Here is a 26,447-nt window from a genome sequence, read left to right as displayed (position 1 = left end):
TGCGATAAATACATAACTCATAAAATTTTGTAGCAAGCGATACGAATTTAATATTTCTTCATCACTACAGTAGAAGCAACGAAATCGTTACATTTTGAATTTAATCCAGCTAAAAAAAGCTGTGATTTTTAGAGTTGATTAGTTGTCAAAAACGGGTGATAAAATAATGAATATTCTCTCCTTTCAAGGTCGAAACCGAATCCTTCATTTGACTTGGTTCGCCTTCTTTCTAACTTTTGTTGTCTGGTTTAATTTTGCTCCTTTAGCAACAACAATTAAAGATGATTTAGGGCTAACCGTTGACCAGATCAAAACCATTGCGATTTGTAATGTAGCCCTGACCGTTCCCGCCCGTGTCATTATTGGAATGTTGCTCGATCGCTTCGGACCGCGCATAACTTTTTCTACCTTATTAATTTATTCTGCTATTCCCTGCCTTTTGTTTGCTTCAGCGAATGATTTTAATATGTTAGTAATCAGTCGATTACTATTAGGAATTGTCGGTGCAGGATTTGTGATTGGCATCCGCATGGTTTCCGAATGGTTTCCCCCGAAAGAAATTGGGGTTGCGGAAGGGATTTATGGCGGTTGGGGGAACTTTGGTTCTGCTGCTTCGGCGTTTACTCTTCCTTCTATTGCATTAGCCTTATCCTTTATTTCTGGAGGAAGTTCTAACTGGCGATTAGCCATTGCATTAACAGGAATTGCTGCTGCAGTTTATGGAGTGATTTATTTTTTCAGTGTTGAAGATACTCCCCCTGGAAAAGTTTATCAACGTCCCGAACGTCATGGCGGAATGGAAGTCACCAGCAAGCGAGATTTTTGGTTTTTACTATTAATGAATCTTCCAATTTTAGGGGTTTTAGCCTTACTTGCTTGGCGGTTAAAAGGGGTTGGTTTTCTCAACCAAGGACAATTATTATTAGTTTGGTTAGTCTTACTGGGACTCTACCTATTCCAAGCCTACAACGCATGGCAGGCGAACAAAAGTCTCATGACTGGGAAAAAGCGTTACCCTGCTGAAGATCGGTATAACTTTAGTCAAGTTGCGATTTTAGAACTCACTTATGTTACCAATTTCGGGTCAGAATTAGCTGTCGTTTCTATGTTACCCGCTTTCTTTGAATTGACTTTTAATTTGAACCCAGCACAAGCGGGAATGATTGCGTCAAGTTATGCCTTTATGAACCTCATGTCTCGTCCGAGTGGCGGTTTAATTTCTGACAAAATGGGATCGCGGAAATGGACAATGGCAATTTTATTAGGAGGAATGGGAATTGGTTATTTAATGATGGGAACCGTTAACAATAGCTGGTTTCTTCCCTTAGCGATTGTTTTAACGATGGCTTGTTCTTTCTTTGTCCAAGCAGCAGAAGGTTCAACTTATGCCATTGTTCCTCTGATTAAACGTCGTGTTACGGGACAAATTGCGGGAAATGTTGGGGCGTATGGCAACGTGGGCGCAGTTTGTTACTTAACACTTTATAGTTTACTCCCAGCAGGCGCTGCTGCGGATCGGACGTTCTTCCAAGTGTTAGGAATTGCAGGATTAATTGTGGCGTTTCTCTGTGCATTTTTCTTAAAAGAACCGAAAGGATCATTTGCCGAGTTCCATGAAGGAGAAGAAGAAGAGTTAGAACCTACTCCAGAACCTGTTATTAAGAATTAGTCATTAGAACTATCTTTTGACACTCCGCGCTGGCTTATTGTAGGGTGGGCAATGCCCACCCTACGACTACGACCACTTCAGAAAGAGGGGAAACAAGGGAAGATCGATTAATCAAGTTTTTACGAATGAATTAGAACTGCTATAGCGTTTTTATCATTGGTTTTCTGTTGATTTTCCAACCAACAAATAACAACCAACAAAGAACAAAGAATAAAGAACAAATGACACAAAAAACCCTTTGTCCCTACTGCGGTGTTGGCTGTGGTTTAGAAGTCTTACCCCCAGCGCAACCCGGAAAAGCGGTTAACCGTGATAGTGAAGGAAATCCCATCTGGCAAGTGCGCGGCGATCGCGCCCATCCTTCCAGTAAAGGCATGGTCTGTGTGAAAGGCGCAACCATTACCGAAGCCACGGCAAAAAATCGCCTCAAATATCCCTTGCTGCGAGACTCTTTAGATGAACCTTTCCGTCGTGTCAGTTGGGAAGAAGCATTGAATCGCATTGTCCGAGAAATTAAAACGGTACAGGTCACTCACGGCAATGATGGCATCTGTATGTATGGATCAGGACAACTGCAAACGGAGGACTACTATATCGCCCAAAAACTGCTAAAAGGGTGTCTGGGAACCAATAATTTTGATGCCAACTCTCGCCTCTGTATGTCGTCTGCAGTGGCGGGTTATATGCAGAGTTTTGGATCGGATGGTCCCCCCTGTTGTTACGATGACTTGGAACAAACCGATTGCGCGTTTCTCATTGGAACCAATACCGCCGACTGTCACCCAATTGTTTTTAATCGTTTGCGGAAATACCATAAGCGGAACCGCAATGTAAAAATGATTGTGGTTGACCCTCGTCAGACAAAAACCGCCGAGGCTGCGGATCTCCATTTGGCGATTAAACCGGGAACCGATATTGATCTCCTCAATGGGATTGCTTATTTATTGATGAAATGGGAAAAAATTGAAACCATTTTCATTGATGAATGTACGAAAGGGTTTCCCGATTATACGGAGGTGATTGGTCATTATCCGCCGGAAGTGGTGGCGGAAAAATGTGGTATTACCATTGCGGAATTAGAACAAGCAGCCCGTTATTGGGGAGACTGTCAACGAGTGTTATCCCTGTGGTCAATGGGGATGAATCAATCTTCAGAAGGAACCGCCAAAGTCCGCACCTTGATTAATTTACACTTAATGACGGCTAATATTGGCAAACCGGGCGCGGGACCATTTTCTCTCACCGGACAACCGAATGCCATGGGGGGACGAGAAGCGGGGGGACTCGCCCATATCCTTCCTGGTTATAGAGTCGTCCAAAATCCCGATCATCGTGCTGCTGTCGAGAAGATGTGGCAACTCCCAGAAGGAAGCATTAACCCTACTCCCGGACGGGATGCCTGGGAGATGATTCGGGGGTTAGAAAGGGGAGATGTGGGTTTATTTTGGGTGGCTGCAACCAATCCAGCGGTGAGTATGCCCGATATTGAACGGACGAAAAAGGCTTTATTAAAATCACGGTTTACGGTTTATCAAGATGCCTATTACCCCACGGAAACCGCAGCTTATGCCCATTTAGTTTTACCCGCAGCACAATGGGGAGAAAAAACTGGGGTGATGACGAATTCGGAACGGGTGGTTACTCTCTGTCCTGCGTTTCAAGACCCGGTGGGAGAAGCGAAAGCCGACTGGGAAATTTTCGCAGAAGTTGGACACCGCTTAGGGTTTACAGAACAATTTGCCTTTGCCAGTTCCGCCGAGGTCTATGAAGAGTTTACTCAATTAACGCGCGATCGCGTTTGTGATCTAACGGGACTCTCTCACCAACGCCTACAAAAAGAAGGCCCCATCCAATGGCCCTGTCCTGATACGGAAACCGAAACGATTGCATCGGGGAAACGTCTCTATACCAACTTTCAGTTTCCCACCGCAGATGGACGCGCCAACTTTGGGGCATTTCATTCTAACGGACTTGCTGAACCTGAAGATAAAAATTATCCTTACATCTTGACAACAGGACGCTTATATGGGCATTGGCACACGCAAACCCGCACCGGACACATTCCGAAAATTAAGAAAATGCACCCCTATCCCGAATTAGAAATTCATCCCCGAGATGCGAAAAAAATTGGGTTAGTGGAAGAAGAAAGTTGGGTCGAAGCGCGATCGCGCCGAGGAAAAGCCCAATTTCGGGTTAAAATTACGAAAGCCATTGCCCCCGGAACCGTCTTTATTCCCATGCACTGGGGCGCGTTATGGGCGGACAACGCCGAAGCCAACGCCCTCACCCATCCCGAATCTTGTCCCTTTTCTAAACAACCCGAACTCAAAGCCTGCGCCGTACAATTAATTCCGATGACCGAAGAGATCGAGAACACAGAAGAACTCCAATTCCAAGCAGCCCTGAAACCCCACTGATCACCAACCCCTAATGTACAGACCTTCCCTGGAACGTCTCTACCTAATGACGAATGACAAACTTATGTTTTTTCAATTTGAAGCTGATTTTGTGAATAATCTACGCTGTATTCCGATGCAAGTACGCTATAAATTAGATACTTGTGGCGTTAAACTGAAATTGCATCATTGGCATCAATTTAGCCAAGCCGAAAGAGAAGAATTAGTGAATCAGCCTTGTGAAACCCCAGACCAAATTCAAATCTATAAACAGAATCTACAAAACTTAGTTCTTCAACACACCGATGAACCCGCCAAAGAATTAGAACTTGATCCCCATCCCCCTTGGTTAAATCCTGAAGTAGTCCCTCAACAGTTAGAAGAAAAAGCCAGTGACTTTAAAGTTACAATCACTCTAGAGCAATGGCAACAATTAAGCCCCTTACAACGGTTTGCACTAATTAAATTATCTCGTCCTAGCCATGAAAATAAAAATTTTTATCCAGCTTTAAAGGAATTTGGAATCATTGAGCCCTAAGCACTTCGACAGCCTCAGTGTTTCACTTGTCGAAGAACCCAGTAAGGACGTTCCCTAGAACGTCTCCACAGAAGCGATCGATGCCAGGAAATCTGATGGAGTCGTGAAAACTTATGACATTTTTTGGAAAAATTCTCCTTTTTCCGATTCTTACTGATTCCCTTTAACCTTTCCCCCTGACCCTTTTCCCAATTGACACGCTGGGAGTGTCACCCTTAAACGACAAGTATTGGCTCACGAGTGAAAATGCTATAGATCACCTAGATATCATGAAAACCAACTATCGACGCTGTTTAAGTTGTCGTCGCATTGCCCCCAAAAGCGAATTTCTACGGATTATTCGAGTCCATCCTTCCAAAACGATACAATTGGATCAGGGCATGGGACGTTCAGCTTATGTTTGTCCTTGTGCAAGTTGTCTCAAAACAGCCCAGCACAAAAATCGCCTCGGGCGAGCCCTAAAAGTGAAAATCCCTGATGACATCTACGACCAACTGTGGGAGCGCGTTAAGAACGTCTCTTAATTTGAGTTAGTGAAGACAAACTCTAGAAAAAATTAAATTATTGGTACAATGAGAGACTCAGGGTTAAATTGTAGGAGAACCAATCTTCGCTTAAATATACATCATAAACGAAACTATATCTCACCGAACATCAAATTCGGTGAAAAATTGCTAACAACTACTGTGATTAAGGGCCCCAACTTATGCTCTAAAGAAAACAGAAAACTCAAACATACGGGGGATAGTGGATGACTAAGGTCAGAATATACGATTTGTCACGAGAATTAGATTTAGAAAATAAACAAGTATTGGATATTTGCAATAAACTGAACATTACTGCAAAAACTCATAGCAGTAGTATCCCAGAGGAAGACGCAGAGCGCATTCGAGCTGATGTGCAGAAAGGTGGTGTTAGCAAAAATTATGACAATGGAAATGGAAAAGCTAACCCCAGAAATGGTAAGCCCTCGAAAAAACATCAACAAAAAATCTTAGAAGTTCGACATAACAAACGTGAGGAGGGTAAAGATCCACACGGGAAAAATGGGGATGAAAGTGGTGATGGCCCGCAACTGAAAGCACCTCCTCGTCGTCCTACAGCTAAATCGGATGTTGATCAAGACATCAGACCCAAACCTAAGATGAAAAAAACGGCTCAGGAAACCCCATCATCAGTTTCCCCAGACACTTCAGAGACGACAGAAAACCTGCAGAAACCAGTTGCAGGATCAGAGGGCTCTGTGCAAAAACAGGCGGAAAAACCGAAAGCCCCTGAAGCCAAACCCTCCCCATCCGTTAAGTCAGAAGCCCCAGCGCCAACCGAGGCTAACTTGGAATCCAGCGCATCTTCAGAAAGCAAAGAGTTGATCGGGCCACCGAGTAAGCCTAAACCCCCGAAAAAAGAAGGGAAAAAAGTCGAAAAACCGAAAAAACCCGAAAAACCAACCCTGAAGTCACCGAAACCGAAACCAGAACCAGCACCCGAAAAAGCAGAACCAGCACCAGAAGCAAAAACAGAAGAAAAACCCGCTCCGAAAAAACCAGCAAAACCGAAAATGCTGGCTAAACCGAAGCGGGCTGCAGATCAACAAGCTCCGCCGAAAGATGAAGATCAATTAGGAAAAACGGCGAAAGAGGAGGAAACATCAGAAGAAGAAACCAGTGATGACAATGAGTTACTGTTAGAACAACCCAAACGTCCTCGTCCTAAACGGGTAGAAGCACCGACTCGCACCGGTAAGAAAAAAGGCTGGGAAGAAGAAGAGGAGGATACCGAAAAAGTCGAAGCTAAAGCGCAGCCGAAAAAACGCCGTCCGAAGCCGATTATTGAAGATGATGACGACGAAGAGTTGGCGTTAGAAAACGAACTGGATCAACCCGAACAGGATTCGATCGCGCTGCGATCGCTGGAACGTCCGCCTAAACCAGAAGCTCTCCAGAAAAAAGCAACGACTCCCCAACCAAAAGCAGCCCCCAGTAAACCGAAGAAAAATAGAGGGGGAAGCCAACCGAGCACACAACGCACTCAACGTCAAGAAAAAGAACAGAGCAAAGAGCGTCCAGAAACGATTACTTTGACTCAAGAGTTAGCCGTTCCTGCTTTAGCAGAACTATTGGCGGTTTCTGAGACGGAAATCATCAAAAATCTCTTCTTCAAAGGGATTCAGGTGAACATTACCCAAACCTTGGAAATCGAAACCGCCCGCATGGTCGCGGAAGATTTAGGGGTAAACGTAGAAATCCCAGAAGAAAAATCCGCAGCCACGAAAACCGAAATGCTGGATACGGAAGACCTGGAAAACCTCCAGTCTCGTCCGCCCGTGATTACGATTATGGGTCACGTTGACCACGGGAAAACCAGTCTCCTCGACTCCATTCGCAAAACCAAAGTGGCGGAAGGAGAAGCAGGAGGGATTACCCAACACACAGGCGCGTATCATGTGGATGTGGATCATGAAGGGGAAACCAAACAAGTGGTCTTCCTCGATACTCCAGGTCACGAAGCCTTTACCGCCATGCGGGCGCGAGGGGCAAAAGTCACTGATATTGCTGTGTTAGTGGTTGCTGCGGATGATGGGGTACAACCGCAAACCCAAGAAGCGATCAGTCACGCCAAAGCAGCAGGGGTGCCGATTGTTGTTGCGATTAACAAAATGGATAAAGAAGGGGCGCAACCCGATCGCGTGAAACAAGAGTTAACTGAACATGAGTTAGTCCCCGAAGAATGGGGCGGTAATACGCCGATGGTTGGCGTTAGCGCGATTACAGGGGATAACCTCGATGAACTGCTAGAGATGATTATTCTTGTAGCAGAACTAGAAGAACTCTCCGCCAACCCAGATCGTCTCGCCAAAGGAACCGTCATTGAAGCGAACTTAGACCGCGCTCGGGGCCCCGTTGCCACTTTGCTGGTGCAAAATGGAACGCTCCGCATTGGTGATGTCATTGTCGCAGGGCCCTGTTTTGGTAAAATCCGCGCCATGATTGACGATCGCGGAGAACGAGTCGAAGTGGCTAGCCCCTCCTTTGCTGTGGAAATCCTCGGCTTGAGTGAAGTGCCTTCTGCGGGAGATGAGTTTGCTGTTTATAAGGATGAAAAAGAAGCCCGCGCGATCGCAGAACAACGGACGGCTGAAATGCGGAGTTCTCGCTTACAACGGGCTGCAAGTTCTCGCCGTGTCACCCTCAGCAATGTCTCTGAACAAGCCCAAGAGGGCGAACTGAAAGAACTGAATCTGATCATCAAAGCCGACGTTCAAGGGTCAGTGGAAGCGATTCAAAGTTCCTTAGCGCAACTCCCGCAAAACGAAGTCCAAATCCGAGTCTTATATGCTGCACCAGGGGAAGTAACTGAAACCGATGTCGATCTCGCAGCAGCCAGTGGTGCGGTGATTATTGGTTTTAATACCACTCTCGCTTCTAACACGAAAGCAGCAGCCGATAAAGAAGGGGTGGATATTCGGGAGTATGACATTATCTACAAACTCCTCGATGAGATCCAAGGGGCTATGGAAGGACTTCTTGATCCCGAAGAGGTAGAATCACCTTTAGGCACTGCCGAAGTGCGAGCCGTCTTCCCTGTGGGACGCGGTTCTGTCGCTGGTTGTTATGTCCAATCAGGACGCATTGTGCGTAATCGTCAAATGCGAGTTCGTCGCGATGGCGAAGTGGTCTATCAAGGCAATATTGACTCCCTGAAACGGGTGAAAGAAGATGCGAAAGAAGTCCAATCTGGCTTTGAATGTGGTATCGGTTCTAATAAGTTCAACAACTGGAAAGAAGGCGATATCATTGAAGCCTACGAAATGGTCATGAAACGACGCACCTTAAATCCCAAGAAGTAACTGCTGCTTTCCCTCTCTCTGCTTTTTTGGGGAGGGGGATCAGTGACCAGTGATCAGTGACCAGTGACCAGTGACCAGTGAACGAAGAACAAAGAACAACGAACAACGAACAAATAACCAATGACCAATGACCAATGACTAATGACTATGTATAAAAAAGAGCCTTATTTGTGGATTCATTTAGCAGGATTAGCCATTCTTCCCTTATGGTTAGAGTTAGTGTGGTTAGGGTTGGCTGCGGGGAAACCGATTTTCCCAGTGATCGTCGAACTGATTTTAGTGGCTGTGGTGGGAACACTCCCGATTACGCTGATGCAGTGGGTGCGACCCTTTGATATTTTTAGTATTTTAGTGCTTGCGGTACAGCCCGATCAGTTGAGTGAACCGCAACGACAAATCTTGAAAGTCTTTAAGACAGCCAAACATCGGATTTTAACAGGATTGGGCGCGATCGCGCTTCTAGTGGGTTTATGGTTCATTGCTCGTTATACGCCTTTAGTCGCCCCTGTTACCCCCATTTCTAACCACTGGCTAGGATTAAGCGTTGCAGCGATCGCGTTTTTTGCCAGTAATCTCTTTCTGCAAGTTCCCCTCAGCGTCATCGCCGTTTTCCTCACCCGCAACAGTCAACTGGCTGAGTTAACCGCCGAACCCCCCGAACAAATCACCAGCAATTATTTTGTCCCAGGGTTTCGGGTTAAGAAAATATTACCTGCAATTAGCGATCAGTAATCGGTTTGGTGCTCGAAAGATTGAGATCCTAAATGATTGTGATTAAATCAGTTGATAGAAGTCGCCGTAAAACCAAGCGGATTTAAGTGGATCTTAGCCGAGGCTTTTGATACTCCGCGACCTATAATGGTTTTCTGGTCTAATGTCAAAGAAAGTCTAGTAAATAGCTTAAATGTTGAAACTCACCTATACCTTGCTTCTTAGGTATTTTGTATCCCCATTAGCAGAAACTGCCTGCAACTTTGAGCTAAGGTAGAGAAAAAGGCAGATCAATCAACATTATTGGCAGCAGTATGGCAAGCACAACGATCGAACAACAACAATTTTCTGAAGACCAAGCAATCTGGGAAAACTTACGCAGCGCGATCGCGCAAAGTTCTGGTTTCACCAGTTGGCAAATTGAAAACGGAGTTCAAGACACTGAATCCCAAGATAACCTAGACGAGCAGGTGCGTAATTATCTCCGAGAAACCTTAGAAACCCTTGCTTACTAAAACTAAATCTCAACCTCAGAAAATTCCTCCCCTGCGATGAGTTACGCCAAGGGGAGTTTTGCTATCTTAGGCTATTATCAGGTTTAGAAGAAACTATCTATCAGTCAACTAACTATGGGTTTTTTACAACGTCTCTGGCGCATCATCAAAGCCAATATCAATAGCTTACTCAAGAAAACCGAAGACCCCGAAAAAATTCTAGAGCAAGCCGTTTCGGATATGCAGGAAGACTTGGTGAAACTCCGACAAGCGGTCGCGCAAGCTATCGCCTCACAAAAGCGCACCGAACGTCAAGCCAACCAAGCTAAAAGCACTGCGGATGAGTGGAAAAAACGCGCTCAACTGGCTTTAGAAAAAGGAAATGAAGATTTAGCCCGAGAAGCCCTCACTCGCCGTCAAAACTATCAACAAACCGCAGACAGCCTCAATGAACAACTGACACAGCAAAATCAGGTCATTGATAAACTCAAAAGCGATATGCGGAAGTTAGAAAGTAAAATTTCCGAGGCGAAAAATAAAAAAGATATGTATATTGCAAGAGCACGTTCTGCTGAAGCCACGCAACGGGTCAATGAGTTTATGCAAGGGGTGAATACAGGGAGTTCTCTCAGTGCGTTTGAACAAATGGAAGAGCGCGTGACAGAAATGGAAGCCTCCGCCGAAGCAGCCCAAGAAATGGGGGGAGATGATATTGAAAAGCAATTTGCAGCCCTTGAACAAGGAAGCAACGTCGATGCAGAATTGAGTCAGATGAAACAACGGAAAGAACTTCCCGAGGGTCAACAAGCTGCTGTGGATCAAGAACTGGAACAACTGCGCTCTGAATTAAAGCAATAAAATATGGAAAGAGGATTAATCTGGCTTCCCCTCCTCGCGTTATTCATTGGTTTAGCGTGGGCGGGGTGGAATGAATATCAAAAGGTAGAAGCCTATCGCAACTGGGCAGAACAGTTTGATCGCGCCAAATATGATATCTATGCTGTGTTAGGGCAAAAAGACGATAAAATTACTTGGGGAAAACCGACACGGGGAATACCAGAAGCCTTACAAACCTTTTCCCTCCATGATGTCGCAGAAATCAAATTACTGGTTGACGAAACGCCTGTTGTTTTAGACAACCCTCCTCGGAAAGGAAAGCCTGCGATTCAGTTTGCGTTTCCTAATTCAGAAAATGTAGAAATTCCTTTTACTGATATCTCCCTCGCAGCCCGTTGGACGGAAAAATTGCAAGAATTAGCGAGTCATTAGTTATTTGTTCTTCGTTCTTTGTTCTTTAGTTATTTGTTCTTCGTTCTTTAGTTATTTGTTCTTTGTTATTTGGTCACTGATAACTGATAACTGGTCACTGGTCACTGGTAACTGATAACTGATAACTGGTCACTGGTCACTGATATCATTGCACTTGTCCACACAGTCAACTCACCTAATGTCGAGACGGATTCCCAAGCTATGGTATAACCAAGGAACACTCCTCCTGCATCCACCACCGCGAGGGAAAAGTTGGATTGATTTCGCCACTTGGGACGATCGCGTGGAAAAGTTTCGCATTCCAGCCATTTATTATCGCCCTTTGGTGGAAACGCTACAACACGAAGAGATTGATTTCCTTGATGAGGCAAAAGCGTTTCAGTCGTTAACTTTAAACTCCCGCTTTGAAATGACTCCCTACTCTCACCAGGCGGAAGCCTTAGCAGGATGGAAAGCAGCAGGGAGACAAGGGATTGTGGTGTTACCTACCGCAGCAGGGAAAACTTATTTAGCCCAGCTAGCGATGGAAGCGACACCACGCACAGCATTGATTGTGGTTCCGACGTTGGATTTAATGCACCAATGGTACGCTCAACTGGAGGCTGCTTTTCCGGATGTGGATTTGGGGTTATTAGGGGGCGGATCGCGCGATCGCGCGGAGATTTTAGTGGCAACTTACAACAGTGCTGCTATTCACGCCGAAGCCATTGGCAATCGTTATGCGTTGTTAATTTTTGATGAATGTCATCATCTGCCCACCGATTTTTTTCGCGTCATAGCCGAATACGCGATCGCGCCTTACCGTTTAGGACTCACGGCAACCCCAGAACGTTCCGATGGGAATGAACGAGATTTAGAAGCCCTCATTGGTTCAGTTGTCTATCGAAAAACTGCAAAAGAATTATCGGGGGAAGCCCTAGCCAATTATAAAACTGTTGAAATTAAAGTTAAATTATCTCCGAAAGAAAAAGAAACTTATCAACGCGCGATCGCGCAACGGAATCAATTTCTCAAACAAAAACGGATCTCTCTGAGTAACCTCAAAGGCTGGCAATTATTTGTTAAAGAAAGTGCGCGATCGCAAGAAGGCAGACGCGCCATGCTTGCCCATCGTCAAGCCAAAGAAATTGCTTTAGGAACGGATAGTAAACTGCGAGTTTTAACAGAATTAATTACGAAACATTCTCCCGAAGCCATTTTAATTTTTACTAACGATAACGCCACCGTTTATCGCATTTCTCAAGACTTTTTAATCCCCGCCATTACTCACCAAACCCCCGTTAAAGAACGCCATTTTATTCTCCAACAATTCAAAGCAGGCATCTATAAAACCCTGGTTGCTTCTCATGTTCTCAATGAAGGCGTAGATGTTCCTGATGCGAGAATTGCCATCATTTTATCTGGAACCAGTTCTGCACGGGAATATATTCAAAGATTAGGTCGCGTTTTAAGAAAAGGAAAAACCAAAGACAAACAAGCGATTTTATACGAAGTCATTGCCGAAGAAACCAGCGAAGAAAGAACTTCTGAACGTCGTCGAGGTCAAACCCAACAAGGTCAACTAGAAGTATTTCCCACCCAAAAGAAAGATTCTTATTCTCAGCCGAAAGCAGCGGAAGAGGGCGGTGAGTATAAAACGGATTAATGAACGCAAGATGGCAACCGCTACAGCAAAAAGAGCCCTAAGATTTAAAATATGGGAAAAGCGTGAAGGAAACGGTGCTATGACACAAGTGCTTTGCTTGGGTGAAATTTTATACGACTATTTAGCGCAAGAAGCGGGAAAACCCTTAGAAAAAGTCAATAACTGGATTGCATATCCTGGAGGTGCGCCCGCCAATGTCGCCACCGCTTTAGTGAAATTGGGAACATCCGCAGGGTTTATCGGTTGCATTGGACAAGACGAAGCGGGTCAAGCACTGAAAAAATTATTAGCACAAATTGGTGTAAATTGTCAAGGAATGCAAGAGCATCCCACTGCCCCCACGCGCTCCGTTTATGTCACTCGTTCTTTAGAGGGCGATCGCGCGTTTGCTGGTTTTGGCGACTTACCCACGGATCAGTTTGCAGATGCCTTTCTCGATGCGGATCAGCTACCGATTCCTTTATTTGAACAAGCACAGTTTCTTGTCATTGGGACATTAGAACTAGCCTATCCTAAAACTCGCAAAGCAGTCTTTCGCGCCCTTGATCTGGCTAATACTTACAATATCAAAGTGCTGGTGGATGTGAACTGGCGACCGATGTTTTGGTCCGATCCAGAAGCAGCAGTTCCTCTGATTGATCGGCTATGGCATACGGTGGATTTTGTCAAGTTATCGAAAGAAGAAGCACAATGGTTATTTAATACCGCAGAATCAGGCGCGATCGCGCATCAACTGTCTTCTGTGGAAGGGGTATTTGTCACCGATGGGGAGGGAACGATTAGCTATCATTTGAATGATTTAGAAGGGAAAGTTCCAGCATTTCAGATGTCTGTTCAAGATACCACAGGGGCTGGGGATAGCTTCGTTGCCGGGTTAGTGCATCAGTTGTGTGAAAAAGGTTTAAATCATCTGAATAATCCGACAACAGTCAAAGAAATAATCACTTATGCTTGTGCCGTTGGCGGTTTGACGACAACAAAGCCAGGCGCGATCGCAGCCCAACCAACTGCCGAAGAAGTGGAGACATTTTTAACTGGAATTCGTTGAAAATAAGTGATAATATAGTAGAAATGATTTGAATTTTATTACTGTCCTTATTGTTTCTCGTCACTACGCACTCATATCAGTGTTTTCCCCTTTATGATTAGGAGCTCAGTTTACCCCATGATCCTGCGTAATTTCTCTTAACTGATGCTGAATTTGATCGCAGTTTAAGCAATTTTGTGATTTTAATAAATATTGCAATTGCAATCTTATTTTGCATAAATGCTTGTTAAAAATTCTGTCTTTCTAGGGATCAAAAAACGCTGAAACGATTCGTGTAAATAATGTCTCTTCCTAATTCTCAAACCTTTCATCTTCTCATCGAAAAACTAAACCATGATCTTGTAGAAAATGAACAGTCTTGTTTAAATTCAACAGAAATTTTAGTATTACAAGGAATTTGGCAGGATCAGACCTATAGTGCAATTGCGAAACAATCTGGGTACAGTGTAGGGTATTTTAGTAATGTCGTTGCGCCTCGGTTATGGCAACGTTTGAGCACCCTCATCGGGAAACGGGTGACAAAAAAAAACAGTCGTATTATTCTAGAATCCTATTTGAATAAATCCACCGCTTCATCAAGAGTTGTCACATCTTCTTCCAAGTCTTTCCCTTATCCCAGTGGGGCAATCCCTCTGGGTTCTAAAGTTTATATTCAACGGCAATCGATTGAAGAAGAAACTTATCGAGGGATTCAACAAGCAGGGGCATTATTACGGATTAAAGCCCCGCAAGAAATGGGGAAAACGTCTCTCCTGATTAGACTTTTCGAGTATGGAAATCGTCTCGGGTATGCCACAGTGAACCTTGATCTCCAGCAAGCGGATCAGGAGATATTAAGCAACGTGAATCGCTTTTTACGTTGGGTTTGTGCCAATATTACTTATCAATTGAATATAGAAGCCAAACTCGATGACTATTGGCAGGAAGATATTGGTAGTGGTGTCAGTTGTACCCTTTACCTCCACTATATTTTAGAACAACTGGATACACCCTTCATTCTCGCTTTTGACGAAGTGAATCAAATTTTTGAGTATCCCAAAATTGCCAAAAGTTTTTTACCCCTGCTGCGATCTTGGTATGAAGAAACCAAAAATGTTTCAATTTGGCGCAATCTCCGTCTGGTGGTTATTCACTCCACAGAAGTTTATGTTCCATTACAGTTAAACCAGTCTCCATTTAGTAATGTCGGATTACCGCTAGAACTCCCAAATTTTAGTGCTGAGGAAGTCCAAGAATTAGCGCAACGCTACGGACTGTCTTGGAGAGAAGAGGAAGTCAATCAATTAATGTCAGTGATTAATGGACATCCTGCTCTCGTTCACCTTACCCTCTATCATCTTAATCAAGGAGAGGTGACACTAGAGGAACTTCTGGTGGATGCTGCGACTTTAAGTGGGATTTATGCCCCTCATCTCCGTCGTCACCAAGCCAAATTACAAGAACAACCCGAATTAGCTCAGGCTTGTTTTGCGATTATGAGTGCACCAGAACCGATTACAGTTGATGCGACCTCAGCCTATAAGCTCTACAGTATGGGGTTAATTGACTTTAACGGCGATCGCGCGTTTCCGAGAGTTCCCCTCTATCAACAGTATTTTCAACAAACCTTAAAACAGTATTACTCAAAAGAAACATGAATGCAATCCACTCCGATGATACGGTTCAGATTCCCAATTCTGTCCTCACCGCAAGTCGCTGTGAACTGAGTGATTGGACTACTCCTCGCGATCAATCGACTAGATTTTGAAAAAGAGGTTTTCCCTCATTTTCCAAACCTTTAATGTTTCGTAACCAGACCCCCAGATTCGCTTATGTTGTCAGGATACACCATTCAAGAGACGATCGCGCAACGGAATAAAACCATTATTTATCGCGGAATCCGAAATAGTGACAGTCAAAGGGTGATTATTAAACGCCTTAAGTCAGAGACACCAGAATTAAAAGAGATTGAGAGCTTACAAAATGAATATGAAATTAGTGGGAATCTTGATTGTCCTCGGATTATCAAAGCCTATTCTCTCGAAGCTGATGGCAATAGCTATGCCCTGATTTTAGAAGACTTCGGCGGTCAATCCCTAGCGGAATATCTTTCGGTTCATCCTCTTTCCCTAGAAGAATTTTTCACCGTTGGCATTCATTTGGCTGAAACTTTAAATCAACTCCATCAAATCCCCATTATTCACAAAGATATTAAACCCAGCAACATTATTATTAACCCAAACACACAAGAGGTTAAACTCACTGACTTTAATATTGCCATTCGCGCCCCATTTGAATACCCAACTCTGCAAAATCCTAACCTGATGGCGGGAACGTTTGCTTATATGTCCCCTGAGCAAACGGGGAGAATGAATCGCTATCTCGACCATCGTAGCGACTTATATTCTCTGGGAGTCACCTTCTATGAAATGCTGACAGGACAACTCCCTTATGTTAGCACTGACCCACTAGAACTGATTCATAGCCATCTTGCCCAAGATCCGATTCCACCGCATCAACTCTCAGCGAACATTCCTTTAGGGGTTTCTCATGTAGTTTTGAAACTCCTCGCCAAAAGTGCAGAAGATAGATATCAAACCGCAGAAGGATTAAAGTTTGATTTAGAATCTTGTGTTCAGCAATATCAAAACTATCGCACCGTTAATTCTTTTATTTTAGGACAGCGCGATCGCGCTCCTTATTTAATTCTCCCCCAAAAGCTCTATGGACGAGAAGAAGAAATCCAAGTTCTCCTTAACGCTTTCTCAACGATCCAACAAGGAAACAGCAGTTTTGCTGTCATTTCTGGTTATGCTGGAATTGGAAAAACTTCAATTGTCCGCGAAATTTACCCACCCGTATCGCAAGCGCGAGGATATTTTATCAGTGGTAAATTTGATCAATATAAACAAGAAACACCTTATTCTGCAATCATTGAAGCCTTTCAAAACTTAATCTCACAGTTATTAACGACGAGTGCTGAGGAAATTGCAGTTTGGCAAAAACAAATTCAAACTGCTCTTGGGAATAACGGTAAAATTATTATTGATTTAATTCCAGAACTAGAAATTCTAATTGGACCGCAACCTGATGTTCCGATCCTAGAAGGACAAGCAATTCAAAATCGTTTTCATCGAGTTTTCCAACAATTTACAAACGTTTTTTCTCAAGCCAAACATCCGCTCGTTCTCTTTCTTGACGATTTGCAATGGGCTGACACGGCTTCTTTAAAGCTCATTCAGTATTTAGTGAGTAATCCCAATGCAAAATATTTCTTACTCATTGGGGCCTATCGCGATAATGAAGTTAAGCTCACTCATCCTCTGCTTCATATTCTAAATCAGCTTAAAAATGAACACAACACAAAAATTATTGAAATCACGGTTCAGTCCCTTAATATTGATCAGGTTCATGAGTTCATGGCGGATACTTTTGAAACCAAAGCAGATCCGCAAAAAATCCAACAATTGAGTCATTTAGTTTTTGAGAAAACACAAGGAAATCCCTTCTTTATTAACCAATTTCTCAAGACACTCGATGAAGAAAAGATTATTAATTACAATTATCAAGCCGATCAGTGGCTTTGGGACTTAAACGTCATACAAGGAGTAGGTTTAGCCGATCTGAATTTAGTTGAGCTTTTAGCTCGAAATTTTCAGAAACTACCACAAACAACACAAGAGATTTTAAAAGCAGCAGCTTGTATCGGTTATCAATTTAGTTTATCCAGTTTAGTAAAGATTCATCAATGTTCTTCTGATTTTGCTAAAAATAATCTAGAGCCAGCACTACAACAAAACTTTATTACAATTGATTCAAAAGGAAGTAAAACTAGCTTAAATCATGGGGAAATAGAATACCGATTTTTACATGATCGCATTCAACAAGCTGCTTATTCTCTAATTCCAGTCACAGAAAAGAAAGCAACCCATCTTAAGATTGGTCAATTATTACTTCAAAATAGTACCGAAAAAGAACAAGAAGAGATTTTATTTGTTCTTGTTAATCAACTGAACTTAGGATTCGATTTACTAACTTCTGAAGAGGAAAGACAAGAATTAGTCGTTCTTAACTTGAAAGCAGGAAAAAAAGCCAAGCAATCAACCGCTTACGACTTAGCTGCAAATCATTTCCACACTTGTCGTCAAATTTTAGATGATGAGAACTGGCAAAATAACTATCAACAAACTGTTGAGATCTATCTAGAGTCTGCTGAAGTAGAATACTTAAACGCAAACTTAGAAGAAGCACTTAGATTATGTCAAATTGGTCAAAAACAGTCAGATAATGACTTAGACCGAACAAAATTCATGCTCATAGAAATTCAAATTAATATTAGTAATCAAGAACTCTTATTGAGTGTAGAAAATGGTCTAAAAGTCTTAGACATTTTAGGAATTGAAATCGTGGAATCTGAACCGACAATTAATCCTTCTCAATTACTGGATTTACCAGAAATTTCTGACCCTTTTATAGCACTAGGGAACAAAGTTTTAAGCCTCATCACAGCACCTGCTGCATTTAGTCTTCATCCTATTACCCGTCCTATTATTTACACCAATCTTACTCTTGCGAAAAAACATGGAAACTCTATTTCTATACTTTATAGTTATGTTAACTATGGAACAACAGTAATTTGTTTAAGAAATGATATCAACTTAGGCTATCAATTAGCGGAAGTAGCTTTAATTCTCCTCAAACAAATAAATGCACAAATTGTATCGCCACAAGTTAAGATGCCAAGTGCGATCAATATTCTATATAAGAAAAAACATTTAAGAGAGGTAATGCACCTTTTAGTTGAGTCTATACAAGAAGCAATTGAGTATGGTGATTTTGACTTTGCCTGTCATAGCGCCAATTTTTACTGTGAACATTCTTTTTTTGTCGGAGAAAACCTAGAAGATGTTCATAAAAAACAAAAATATTATCTTGATTTTATCAGACAAAATAAAAAAGAATATCAACTATTTTTTACTAATATTTCTGCTCAAGCTGTCACTAATTTAATAACTAATTATCAACTCAATAATGATCTTCAAGGCGAGTTCTTGCAAGAGGTAGAAGATATTGAATATCTGAAAACTGTAAATAATCAAATTGTTTTGTTTCAATACTATTTCTACAAAGTTTTACTTTCTTATTTATCTAAACAGTACCAAGACGCAATTCAATATAGTAAACTTGCTTTAGACTACTCGCTATTTATTAAGGCTGAGTTTATTTTTACAGAACATAACTTATATTATTCTTTATCACTTTTAGGTCAGTACCGTACTAGTGAATTAGAAAGTAATAAAAATCATCAAGATGTACAACAAGTTATTGAAAACCAAGAATTAATGAAAACTTGGGCATATTATGCACCAATGAATTTTAAATATCGCTATGAACTGGTAGAAGCGGAAAAAGCAAAGGTTTTAGGAGAAACTTTGACCGCAATGGAACTTTACGATCGCGCAATTATTGGCGCAAAAGAAAATAGATACATTCAATATGTTGCTTTAGGAAATGAACTGGCTGGGGAATTTTATTTAGGTTTAGGTCGCCAGAAAATTGCCCAAACCTATCTAGCAGAAGCACACTATGCTTATCGGCGATGGGGGTCAACTGCTAAAGTGGAAGATTTAGAAACAAGATATCCACAATTTCGCCTAGCGGAAACCATACCTTTACCGAAAATTAAAACCTCAACTGAATTAGATTCAAGCACAAATAGCGATCCGAGAAACTTAGACTTGATGACAATTATTAAAGCTCATCAAAGCCTCTCTTCAGAAATCATCTTAGATAATTTGCTGGCGAAGTTAATTGAAATAGTTGTTGAAAATGCTGGCGCACAAATTGGATATTTAATTTTAGAAAAAGAGCAGCAATTATTCATTGAGGCTTATTCGCAAAAAACAGAAACAAAATTGCTGCTTTCAACGCCAGTCATCAGTAGCACCCAGATCCCACTTTCGATTATTAATTATGTTGCTAGGACAAAAGAAAGTACAATTTTAGATGAAGCGAGTACAGAGGAACTATTCCATCAAGATCCTTACATTATTCAGAATCAACCTCGATCCGTGTTATGTACGCCAATTTTAAATCAAGGGGAATTTCTCGGTTTAATTTATCTGGAAAATAACTTGACGACCGAAGCCTTTACAAGTGACCGTTTAGAAGTAATTAACCTTCTCTCTTCTCAGGCTGCAATTTCTCTTAAAAATGCGGTGCTTTATCAAGATATGGAAGCACTGAATATGGATTTAGAACTCGCAAAAGCCTATTTAGCTGAATCCAATCAAAACTTAGAACAAAAAATACAACAACGCACCCAAAGCCTTTCCGAAACTTTAGAAATATTGAAAGCAACCCAAGCCGAACTCAAGTTTGAAAACCGCCTCCTTAAAAGTGAAGAAGACTTTTCTGCTTATTATTATCAAGTGGGGGGAAGTTTACCGATGGATGCGCCAACTTATGTGGTGCGTTCGGCGGATCGCTATCTCTACAAAGCATTAAAACAAGGAGAATTTTGTTATATTCTCAATCCCCGACAAATGGGAAAATCGAGTTTAATGATTCAAATGATGCAGCATCTCCGTAAAGAAGGATTTGCTTGCGCTGCGGTTGATTTAACTCGTATTGGAAGCGATGAAGTCACTCCCAGTCAATGGTACAAAGGGTTAGCGGTGGAGTTGTGGAAGAATTTTGGATTATTACGAGTGGTGAATTTCAAAAGCTGGTGGAATGAACAAACGGATTTATCTCCCGTTCAACGATTGAGTCACTTTATTGAAGAAGTCTTGCTTCCCTATGTTGGAGAACAAGAGAAGATTGTGATTTTTATTGATGAAATTGATTGTGTTTTGGGTTTAAACTTCTCAGTCAATGACTTTTTTGCCCTGATTCGTTCCTGTTACAATCAACGTAGTCTCAAACCAGAATATCAACGGTTAACGTTTGTTTTATTAGGAGTTGCAACGCCTTCTGATTTGATTACCGACTATCAGAGAACGCCCTTTAATATTGGTCAAGAAATTACCTTAAAAGGATTTAAGCAACATGAAGCCCAACCCTTGTTACAGGGGTTAACGGAAAAAGTGGAAAATCCCCAAACCTTATTACGAGAAATTTTATCTTGGACGAATGGACAACCGTTTCTGACGCAAAAACTCTGTCGCTTAATTCGTCAAACCTCTGAGACTATTCCGACAAATGAGGAAGCAGAATGGGTGGAAAATCTAGTACAAACGAAGATTATTAATAATTGGGAAAGCCAAGATGAACCCGAACATTTAAGAACCGTGCGCGATCGCGTTCTCTACTCTTCTGTTCCCGCACAGGAAACCCTACCGCTTTATCAACAGATTTTAGAATCAGGTCAGGTTTCTAGTTCCGAAACACCCGCCGAACAAGTGTTATTACTCTCGGGGTTAGTCGAGAAAGAAGCGGGAAATCTGAAAGTCAAAAATCAGATTTATCAGAGGATTTTTAATCAAGATTGGATCGCGCATCATTTATCTAAATCCTGAACAGTGATTTGTTCATAATGTTCAAAGGGTTGATGAATCCAAGGGTTATCTTTGAGATAATGAACATAGTAATCAGGGGTAATAACAGAACAATCTTTGCGCCATAACACTGCACTGCGTAGTTCTGTAATTTCTGGATAATGTTGTTTTAGCCAATCAATCGTTACTTGCAAACTGACTCCTGAATCCACTAAATCATCCACTAGCAACACTTGATTTCCTAATTGAGAGGTTGTCATTGCAAGATGTTGAGACAGTTGAATTTTACCTCGGGTTTGATTGTTTTCACCGCCATAAGATGCAGCAGACATAATCGCTAAAGGAAGGTCAAAGAGTCGGGAAAAAATATCACCAACCCGCAAACCTCCTTTCGCAATACATACAATTTGATTAAACTCCCAACCCGATTGATCAATTTGAATCGCGAGTTGTTCAATGGTTTGATAATATTCTGACCAAGAAATGTATAGATCGGACATTGATTTTGTTATTTGTTATTTGTTCTTCGTTCTTTGTTCTTCGTTCTTCGTTCTTTGTTGGTTGTTAATCAATGAACCATGAACCATGAACCATGAACGTCCACCGACTTGCTTTGTACCTCAACAGACTAAGAAACGCTATATTTGTTATTTGGTCATTGGTCACTGGTTAACTTTTGATAGGCTTTGATCAGATTTCCTTGCATCAATGCAGCAACGCCATCTAAGGTGTGTAAAATATCTAAATTGGGATTCAGTTGCAATGCAGTATTCAATGCGGTTTCTGCTGCGTGGGGTTGCCAAAGATATAAATGAACAAAGGCGAGATAGGCGTAAGCATAGGGGTTTTCGGAGTCAAGTTCAGTTATTTTTTTAAACTGCGCGATCGCGCCGTCTGCATCTTGTTGTAACACCTCTGAGAGGGCTAAGGGGTAAAGCCAGTCTAACCGTTCTTCCTGCATCTGTAAACGGTATTTCAAAGCGATTTCAGACTGCTGCAAATAGTCTTGAATCGGATCATATTGATTAATGCGTCCCGTTTGGGCAAAAATATCTTCTAGGGCACTTTCTCCTTCAGGAAGGGTTACCGCAGCCGTCCGCAGTTGCGTCACTAAATCTAATTCTGGCGCAGGGGGTGCAGTTGCGTTGGTATCAACGGTAACAGAAAGAGAAGGAGTTTCTAGGGGATAGGTTTCACCAGTTTCTCGATTCAGATATCTGGCGCGGAGGGTATAGTTTCCCTTTGGGGTGTCTGGCGGAATCAACATTGCGGTGTTTTCTTCTACTTTTAAACCACTCTCTAAATGATTCACTAAACCTCCCATTGCAATCCCATGATCATGTAACCAGAAATGATCGGTTTCTGTTCCTTCCCAAGTTAATAATACAATTCCTTGTTGTAAGGCTTCTCCGTTTCCTTCCCAAGTATAATCAACAGGAATGGGGACACCTTTAGGGATTCTTTCTGGAACTTCTACCCTCGTTAAGTGAACCGTTGAAGGACTATTTTCAATGGGAATAACCGTAACGGTTGGCTGCTTCTGTTGATAAAGTTTAAGCAAACTTTGATCAGGTAACGTCCAAGTATTTCTTAAGCTAAAATCATTTCCCGTTTCAATGCGTTCCGTGATTAACTTTTGTGCAGACGGAATCGATCCTTGTTCCCCTGTTTTCGTAATAAACCATCGCAGCGATCGCGCATCTTGTTCAATATTACTTTCTTCAACGCCCACTTGCCGACCATAAACTTGAAAATTAGCTTGTGCGCCATAAAAAGAAAAGTTATGTTGATTAATCGTTGGAGTTGACGGTAAAACGCCTAGAGTATGTCTTAAATAAGGGGATGTTTCAACCATTTCTGCAACCACATCTTGATGCGGATACGCTTTTCCCATTACGGGATAATGTTGCACTCTCGGACTTAAAATTTCCGTGATCCAGTCTCCATTTAAAGGAAATAAATTTAAGATCATCAAAACAAAGCCGAGTCCCAAAGTGCTAGCAATGAGGGGAAAACGCCATTTTCTAGAAACAAAGAACAAGCCTTGGGCAATAATTAAAGATAAAACAGGTAACAGGGGTAAAATATAACGAGCATCTTTATTTAAATTCAGAGAACTGAGGAAATAACCGCCAATTAGAAATATTCCTAACCAACGAACTGTTTGCATAGATTTTTCATCGAAACGCTGGTGTTTAATCAACCACTGTGTTCCATAAATTAAAAAGCAAACGAAGGGAATCAGTAGCAGATGCCAAGACAATAAATAGGGTAAAACTTTGCCATAATAAAGCCAAGCATCAAGGGTATTTAATGCTGGATCACCTTCCGCGATCGCGGAGTCAACAGTTGCTCTTTTTCCAGAAGTTAAAATGAGTAACCAATTGGTTTTATACCATGGAAAAGCAATCAATAAAGCGGTTAATAATCCAATCAAAAACTGAATTAAATTTTCCCACTTTCGCTTCCTAATTGTTATCAAAAATAACCATAAAATGGGGAAGAAAAGAAATAAGACAACCGTTTGCTTAATCATCAACCCCAGACCAATTGCAAAACCCACTAAAACCCCCCATAACCAGCGCTCAGGTTTTGTTTCATCACAAGCAGATTGTTTCCACAACGTCAAACTAAAAAAACTAAACGTAACAATTGCCGTGACAGGATAATCTAAAACAAATTCTGTGCGATAGCGATATAAACCTGGTAAAAGCTGACAAAGTGCAGCAGCCAATAAGCCCACGGGCGGACTCAATAATTGTCTCCCTAAACCATAAACAGAAAATAATAACAGAATACTAAATAAAATTAAAATTGCTGTTGCTGCATCGGAATTTGTGCCAAAAAATCTCCAGAAAAGGAGCAGTTAAAATATAAGTTCCAGGGGGAATTTTAGAAGAAAGAAGCCATAACTCTTCCCACCAATTAGGATTAAACCAGTCTGGGGTTTGTAAGGCGTACCAATAATTCATCGCCCCATTTAAATAATCCGCTTGATCCCAAGCTGGAACCCCCTGATCTAACTGAAACCAAAGGCGATCAATAATAACGCCAACTAGCCAGATTAATAAGAGAAGAAAGGGGAAGAAATATTGATGAAAATTTAAGACTTTTTGTTGGCGCATCACTTAAAAACTTCCCTGACTCTGACACTATTTGCTGGCTGACTGACAAAACTTCTGAAAGCCCTATTCTATCGTAGGTTGGGAAGCGCGATCGTATAACCTAAAAAAACTTGCTGGTGTTGGGTTTCGTTACCAAGGGTTTAACCTACGTTTTGAATCTTTTGTCAGTCAATCAGCACTATTTGTTATTCTTTCAATTAGGATTTGTCAGGAGGGTGACGACCTAATAATTCTTCTTCCAAATTATGGCAACACTTCTTCCATTTCATGTTGCTGCCAAAGAGACCGATATAAACCTTCCACTTCTAATAATTCCTCATGGGTTCCCATTTGCACAATCTGACCTTGATCCATGACCAGTAACCGATCCGCTTTTGCTGCTGCGGAAAGTTGATGGGTAATGAAAATCACAGTTTTTCCTTCTACCCCTGCCGATAAACTGTTTAAGATTTCCGTTGCTGTTCGATTGTCAACACTGGAGAGGGCATCATCTAAAATTAAAACTGGCGCATCTACTAATAACGCCCTCGCTAGAGAGGCACGCTGACGTTGTCCACCAGAAAGGGTAATTCCCCGTTCACCGACAATGGTGTCGTATTGCTTGGGAAAACTGAGGATTTCAGGGTGAATTTGGGAAGTTTTGGCAGAGGTTTCCACCCAATCCATATCAGCGTAGGGATCACCATAAGCAATGTTATTACTAATCGTGGTGCTGAATAAAAAGCTATCTTGGGGAACATACGCGATCGCGCGACGTAAATCGGCTAAGCGAATTTTGGTAATATCATAGCCATCTAAAAACACCTGTCCTGCTTCGATTTTTAATAAACGGGGAAGGACATTGGCTAGGGTCGATTTTCCCGCACCAATTGACCCCACAACCGCTACCACTTCTCCAGGTTGAATGGTAAAGTTAACCCCTTGCAATGCCCACGCTTGTGACCCTGGATAGCGATATCTTAAGTCTTTTGCTTCCAGATGCCCTTTCACCGTTTCCACGGGGAGGACAATCGCCTCGGGATCATCTTGAATCTGCGGTTCCGCTTCAAAAATCGCTTGCACGCGATCGACACTCACCGCACCCCGTTGATAAGTCGTAATGGTAAAGCCAAGTAAGGCAATCGGGAAGACCAAACGCTGGGCATAAATAATCAACGCCACAAAGTCACCATTGCTAATCGTGCCACTACTCAATCCCCGTGAACCGAGTCCTAGTAAAAAGAGTAAACTAACCGCAGCGAGTGCTTCAATAATCGGGAATAAAATATTGCGGGTGCGGGCTAATTTCAGATTTGATCGCAGCAGCGTTTCATTTTTCTGGGCAAAGGCTTGTTTTTCATTCTCTTCTTGGGCATAAATCTTGATTAAAGACATCCCACTGACATCTTCCTGAATCAACTGACTGAGATCAGAAAGATTTTCTTGCACTTCCTGCTGTTGGCGACTGAGATTCCGACTGGAGAGTTGCACCGCAATTAAAATAAACGGATACGGCGCGATCGCGAGGAGGGTTAAATTGACATCAATCGACAACATAAAGGGCAGCGTAATCGTGTAAGCAAAGACTGTATTCACCACACTCAATACGGCAAACCCTACCAACCGACGCACATTATCCACATCGCTAGTTGCGCGGTTAATTAAATCGCCCGAAGTATGTAATGAAAAGTAACCCGGTTCTAAACAGAGTAAGTGTTCAAAAATTCTTTGTTTGAGATCATATTCCACCTTACGTCCCACGCCGAAAATTAAAAGGCGGGATATCATCCGAATCCCCCACATCACAGAAGCGAGGAGAATAATGCCAACGACGTAGTACCAGAAGCGGTTATTATCAAAGGTTTGATCCACACTGTCGCGAATCAATAGCGGAATGGCAGCACTAACTAAATTCACCGCCAAGAGTGCAGCAATCCCCATCAGCATCTGTTTCCGATGAGGGCGCAAATAGGAAATAAGGTTTCGCAAACGTGATTGTGCCATGTTATACAATTTAACAAATTTTTGTATTCTCTGAGATTCCCTTTAGGAGTTGCTTAAAGAGGTCAGAAATTAAAAACATTTGCCTAACTTCACACTCAAGGCTAGTATTTCTCAGTTGCTTCATTGATTACGCTGGAGAATGACAGCAAACCGCTCGTTAAAAGCTAGACATTAATTGACATCGTTCGATTTTTGTTGACCTAGAAAGGTACGAGCGTGCAGACTCAGGTATAAGTCCTAAAAC

Annotated in this window: 17 protein-coding genes; 13 read left to right on the top strand and 4 right to left on the bottom strand. The window is 42.1% G+C overall.

Annotated elements, in window-relative coordinates:
* Nucleotides 1-166: 166 nt before the first annotated feature.
* The 13 genes from PCC7418_RS11885 to PCC7418_RS11825 all read left to right on the top strand — a co-directional run bounded on the left by PCC7418_RS11885 (nucleotide 167) and on the right by PCC7418_RS11825 (nucleotide 21,116).
* A complete protein-coding gene (locus PCC7418_RS11885; RefSeq protein ID WP_015226433.1) occupies nucleotides 167-1,669 on the top strand; it encodes an MFS transporter in 1,503 nt (500 codons plus the stop codon).
* Nucleotides 1,670-1,890: 221 nt separating this feature from the next.
* Nucleotides 1,891-4,086, top strand: a complete 2,196-nt coding sequence (locus tag PCC7418_RS11880) for a molybdopterin oxidoreductase family protein (protein ID WP_015226432.1) — start codon at nucleotides 1,891-1,893, stop codon at nucleotides 4,084-4,086.
* A gap of 64 nt (nucleotides 4,087-4,150) precedes the next feature.
* Nucleotides 4,151-4,603, top strand: a complete 453-nt coding sequence (locus tag PCC7418_RS11875) for a nitrate reductase associated protein (protein ID WP_150107061.1) — start codon at nucleotides 4,151-4,153, stop codon at nucleotides 4,601-4,603.
* Nucleotides 4,604-4,872: 269 nt separating this feature from the next.
* Nucleotides 4,873-5,127 carry a YlxR family protein gene (locus PCC7418_RS11870; RefSeq protein ID WP_015226430.1) on the top strand — a complete coding sequence of 85 codons (255 nt, stop codon included), beginning with the start codon at nucleotides 4,873-4,875 and terminating at the stop codon, nucleotides 5,125-5,127.
* A 227-nt stretch (nucleotides 5,128-5,354) separates the two neighbouring features.
* Nucleotides 5,355-8,450 carry a translation initiation factor IF-2 gene (gene infB, locus PCC7418_RS11865; protein WP_015226429.1) on the top strand — a complete coding sequence of 1,032 codons (3,096 nt, stop codon included), beginning with the start codon at nucleotides 5,355-5,357 and terminating at the stop codon, nucleotides 8,448-8,450.
* Nucleotides 8,451-8,591: 141 nt separating this feature from the next.
* Nucleotides 8,592-9,182 (top strand): low-complexity tail membrane protein, encoded by a 591-nt coding sequence (locus PCC7418_RS11860; protein ID WP_015226428.1) that lies wholly within the window; start codon nucleotides 8,592-8,594, stop codon nucleotides 9,180-9,182.
* Nucleotides 9,183-9,475: 293 nt separating this feature from the next.
* Nucleotides 9,476-9,676, top strand: coding sequence for a hypothetical protein (locus PCC7418_RS11855; protein WP_015226427.1), 201 nt, complete (start codon nucleotides 9,476-9,478; stop codon nucleotides 9,674-9,676).
* 114 nt (nucleotides 9,677-9,790) lie between these two features.
* Nucleotides 9,791-10,513 (top strand): PspA/IM30 family protein, encoded by a 723-nt coding sequence (locus PCC7418_RS11850; protein ID WP_015226426.1) that lies wholly within the window; start codon nucleotides 9,791-9,793, stop codon nucleotides 10,511-10,513.
* A 3-nt stretch (nucleotides 10,514-10,516) separates the two neighbouring features.
* Entirely contained in the window at nucleotides 10,517-10,924 is a 408-nt protein-coding gene (locus PCC7418_RS11845) for a hypothetical protein (protein WP_015226425.1), read from the top strand.
* A gap of 178 nt (nucleotides 10,925-11,102) precedes the next feature.
* Nucleotides 11,103-12,569 carry a DEAD/DEAH box helicase gene (locus PCC7418_RS11840; protein WP_015226424.1) on the top strand — a complete coding sequence of 489 codons (1,467 nt, stop codon included), beginning with the start codon at nucleotides 11,103-11,105 and terminating at the stop codon, nucleotides 12,567-12,569.
* Between the two features lie 79 nt (nucleotides 12,570-12,648).
* Nucleotides 12,649-13,617 carry a carbohydrate kinase gene (locus PCC7418_RS11835; protein ID WP_015226423.1) on the top strand — a complete coding sequence of 323 codons (969 nt, stop codon included), beginning with the start codon at nucleotides 12,649-12,651 and terminating at the stop codon, nucleotides 13,615-13,617.
* Nucleotides 13,618-13,898: 281 nt separating this feature from the next.
* Nucleotides 13,899-15,254: an AAA-like domain-containing protein gene (locus tag PCC7418_RS11830; protein ID WP_015226422.1), complete on the top strand. Its 1,356-nt coding sequence runs from the start codon at nucleotides 13,899-13,901 to the stop codon at nucleotides 15,252-15,254.
* Nucleotides 15,255-15,428: 174 nt separating this feature from the next.
* The gene (locus PCC7418_RS11825; protein WP_015226420.1) at nucleotides 15,429-21,116 is read left to right on the top strand and encodes an AAA family ATPase; all 5,688 of its coding nucleotides are present in this window, start codon (nucleotides 15,429-15,431) and stop codon (nucleotides 21,114-21,116) included.
* On the opposite strand, the gene PCC7418_RS11820 is transcribed toward PCC7418_RS11825, so the two are convergent.
* The 4 genes from PCC7418_RS11820 to PCC7418_RS11810 all read right to left on the bottom strand — a co-directional run bounded on the left by PCC7418_RS11820 (nucleotide 21,098) and on the right by PCC7418_RS11810 (nucleotide 26,203).
* Nucleotides 21,098-21,595: a phosphoribosyltransferase gene (locus PCC7418_RS11820; RefSeq protein WP_015226419.1), complete on the bottom strand. Its 498-nt coding sequence runs from the start codon at nucleotides 21,593-21,595 to the stop codon at nucleotides 21,098-21,100. The two genes, PCC7418_RS11825 and PCC7418_RS11820, sit on opposite strands and share 19 nt — an antisense overlap.
* Nucleotides 21,596-21,750: 155 nt before the next feature.
* Entirely contained in the window at nucleotides 21,751-23,904 is a 2,154-nt protein-coding gene (locus PCC7418_RS11815; protein WP_235620801.1) for a glycosyltransferase family 39 protein, read from the bottom strand.
* Nucleotides 23,894-24,220, bottom strand: a complete 327-nt coding sequence (locus PCC7418_RS20955) for a hypothetical protein (protein ID WP_235620694.1) — start codon at nucleotides 24,218-24,220, stop codon at nucleotides 23,894-23,896. Before PCC7418_RS20955 ends, PCC7418_RS11815 begins: the two co-directional genes overlap by 11 nt.
* 243 nt (nucleotides 24,221-24,463) lie before the next feature.
* The gene (locus PCC7418_RS11810) at nucleotides 24,464-26,203 is read right to left on the bottom strand and encodes an ABC transporter ATP-binding protein (RefSeq protein ID WP_015226418.1); all 1,740 of its coding nucleotides are present in this window, start codon (nucleotides 26,201-26,203) and stop codon (nucleotides 24,464-24,466) included.
* Between the last annotated feature and the right edge of the window lie 244 nt (nucleotides 26,204-26,447).

The organism is Halothece sp. PCC 7418 (assembly GCF_000317635.1).
GTDB lineage: Bacteria > Cyanobacteriota > Cyanobacteriia > Cyanobacteriales > Rubidibacteraceae > Halothece.
The sequence above is the reverse complement of the archived record's forward strand: the minus strand, read 5'-3'. Positions and strand labels throughout refer to the sequence as shown.

Excerpts from the sequence above, each read along its gene's own strand:
- PCC7418_RS11885 (WP_015226433.1), top strand. The coding sequence starts at position 167 with ATGAATATTCTCTCCTTTCAAGGTCGAAACCGAATCCTTCATTTGACT.
- PCC7418_RS11880 (WP_015226432.1), top strand. The coding sequence starts at position 1,891 with ATGACACAAAAAACCCTTTGTCCCTACTGCGGTGTTGGCTGTGGTTTA.
- PCC7418_RS11875 (WP_150107061.1), top strand. The coding sequence starts at position 4,151 with ATGTTTTTTCAATTTGAAGCTGATTTTGTGAATAATCTACGCTGTATT.
- PCC7418_RS11870 (WP_015226430.1), top strand. The coding sequence starts at position 4,873 with ATGAAAACCAACTATCGACGCTGTTTAAGTTGTCGTCGCATTGCCCCC.
- infB (WP_015226429.1), top strand. The coding sequence starts at position 5,355 with ATGACTAAGGTCAGAATATACGATTTGTCACGAGAATTAGATTTAGAA.
- PCC7418_RS11860 (WP_015226428.1), top strand. The coding sequence starts at position 8,592 with ATGACTATGTATAAAAAAGAGCCTTATTTGTGGATTCATTTAGCAGGA.
- PCC7418_RS11855 (WP_015226427.1), top strand. The coding sequence starts at position 9,476 with ATGGCAAGCACAACGATCGAACAACAACAATTTTCTGAAGACCAAGCA.
- PCC7418_RS11850 (WP_015226426.1), top strand. The coding sequence starts at position 9,791 with ATGGGTTTTTTACAACGTCTCTGGCGCATCATCAAAGCCAATATCAAT.
- PCC7418_RS11845 (WP_015226425.1), top strand. The coding sequence starts at position 10,517 with ATGGAAAGAGGATTAATCTGGCTTCCCCTCCTCGCGTTATTCATTGGT.
- PCC7418_RS11840 (WP_015226424.1), top strand. The coding sequence starts at position 11,103 with ATGTCGAGACGGATTCCCAAGCTATGGTATAACCAAGGAACACTCCTC.
- PCC7418_RS11835 (WP_015226423.1), top strand. The coding sequence starts at position 12,649 with ATGACACAAGTGCTTTGCTTGGGTGAAATTTTATACGACTATTTAGCG.
- PCC7418_RS11830 (WP_015226422.1), top strand. The coding sequence starts at position 13,899 with ATGTCTCTTCCTAATTCTCAAACCTTTCATCTTCTCATCGAAAAACTA.
- PCC7418_RS11825 (WP_015226420.1), top strand. The coding sequence starts at position 15,429 with ATGTTGTCAGGATACACCATTCAAGAGACGATCGCGCAACGGAATAAA.
- PCC7418_RS11820 (WP_015226419.1), bottom strand. The coding sequence starts at position 21,595 with ATGTCCGATCTATACATTTCTTGGTCAGAATATTATCAAACCATTGAA.
- PCC7418_RS20955 (WP_235620694.1), bottom strand. The coding sequence starts at position 24,220 with ATGCGCCAACAAAAAGTCTTAAATTTTCATCAATATTTCTTCCCCTTT.
- PCC7418_RS11810 (WP_015226418.1), bottom strand. The coding sequence starts at position 26,203 with ATGGCACAATCACGTTTGCGAAACCTTATTTCCTATTTGCGCCCTCAT.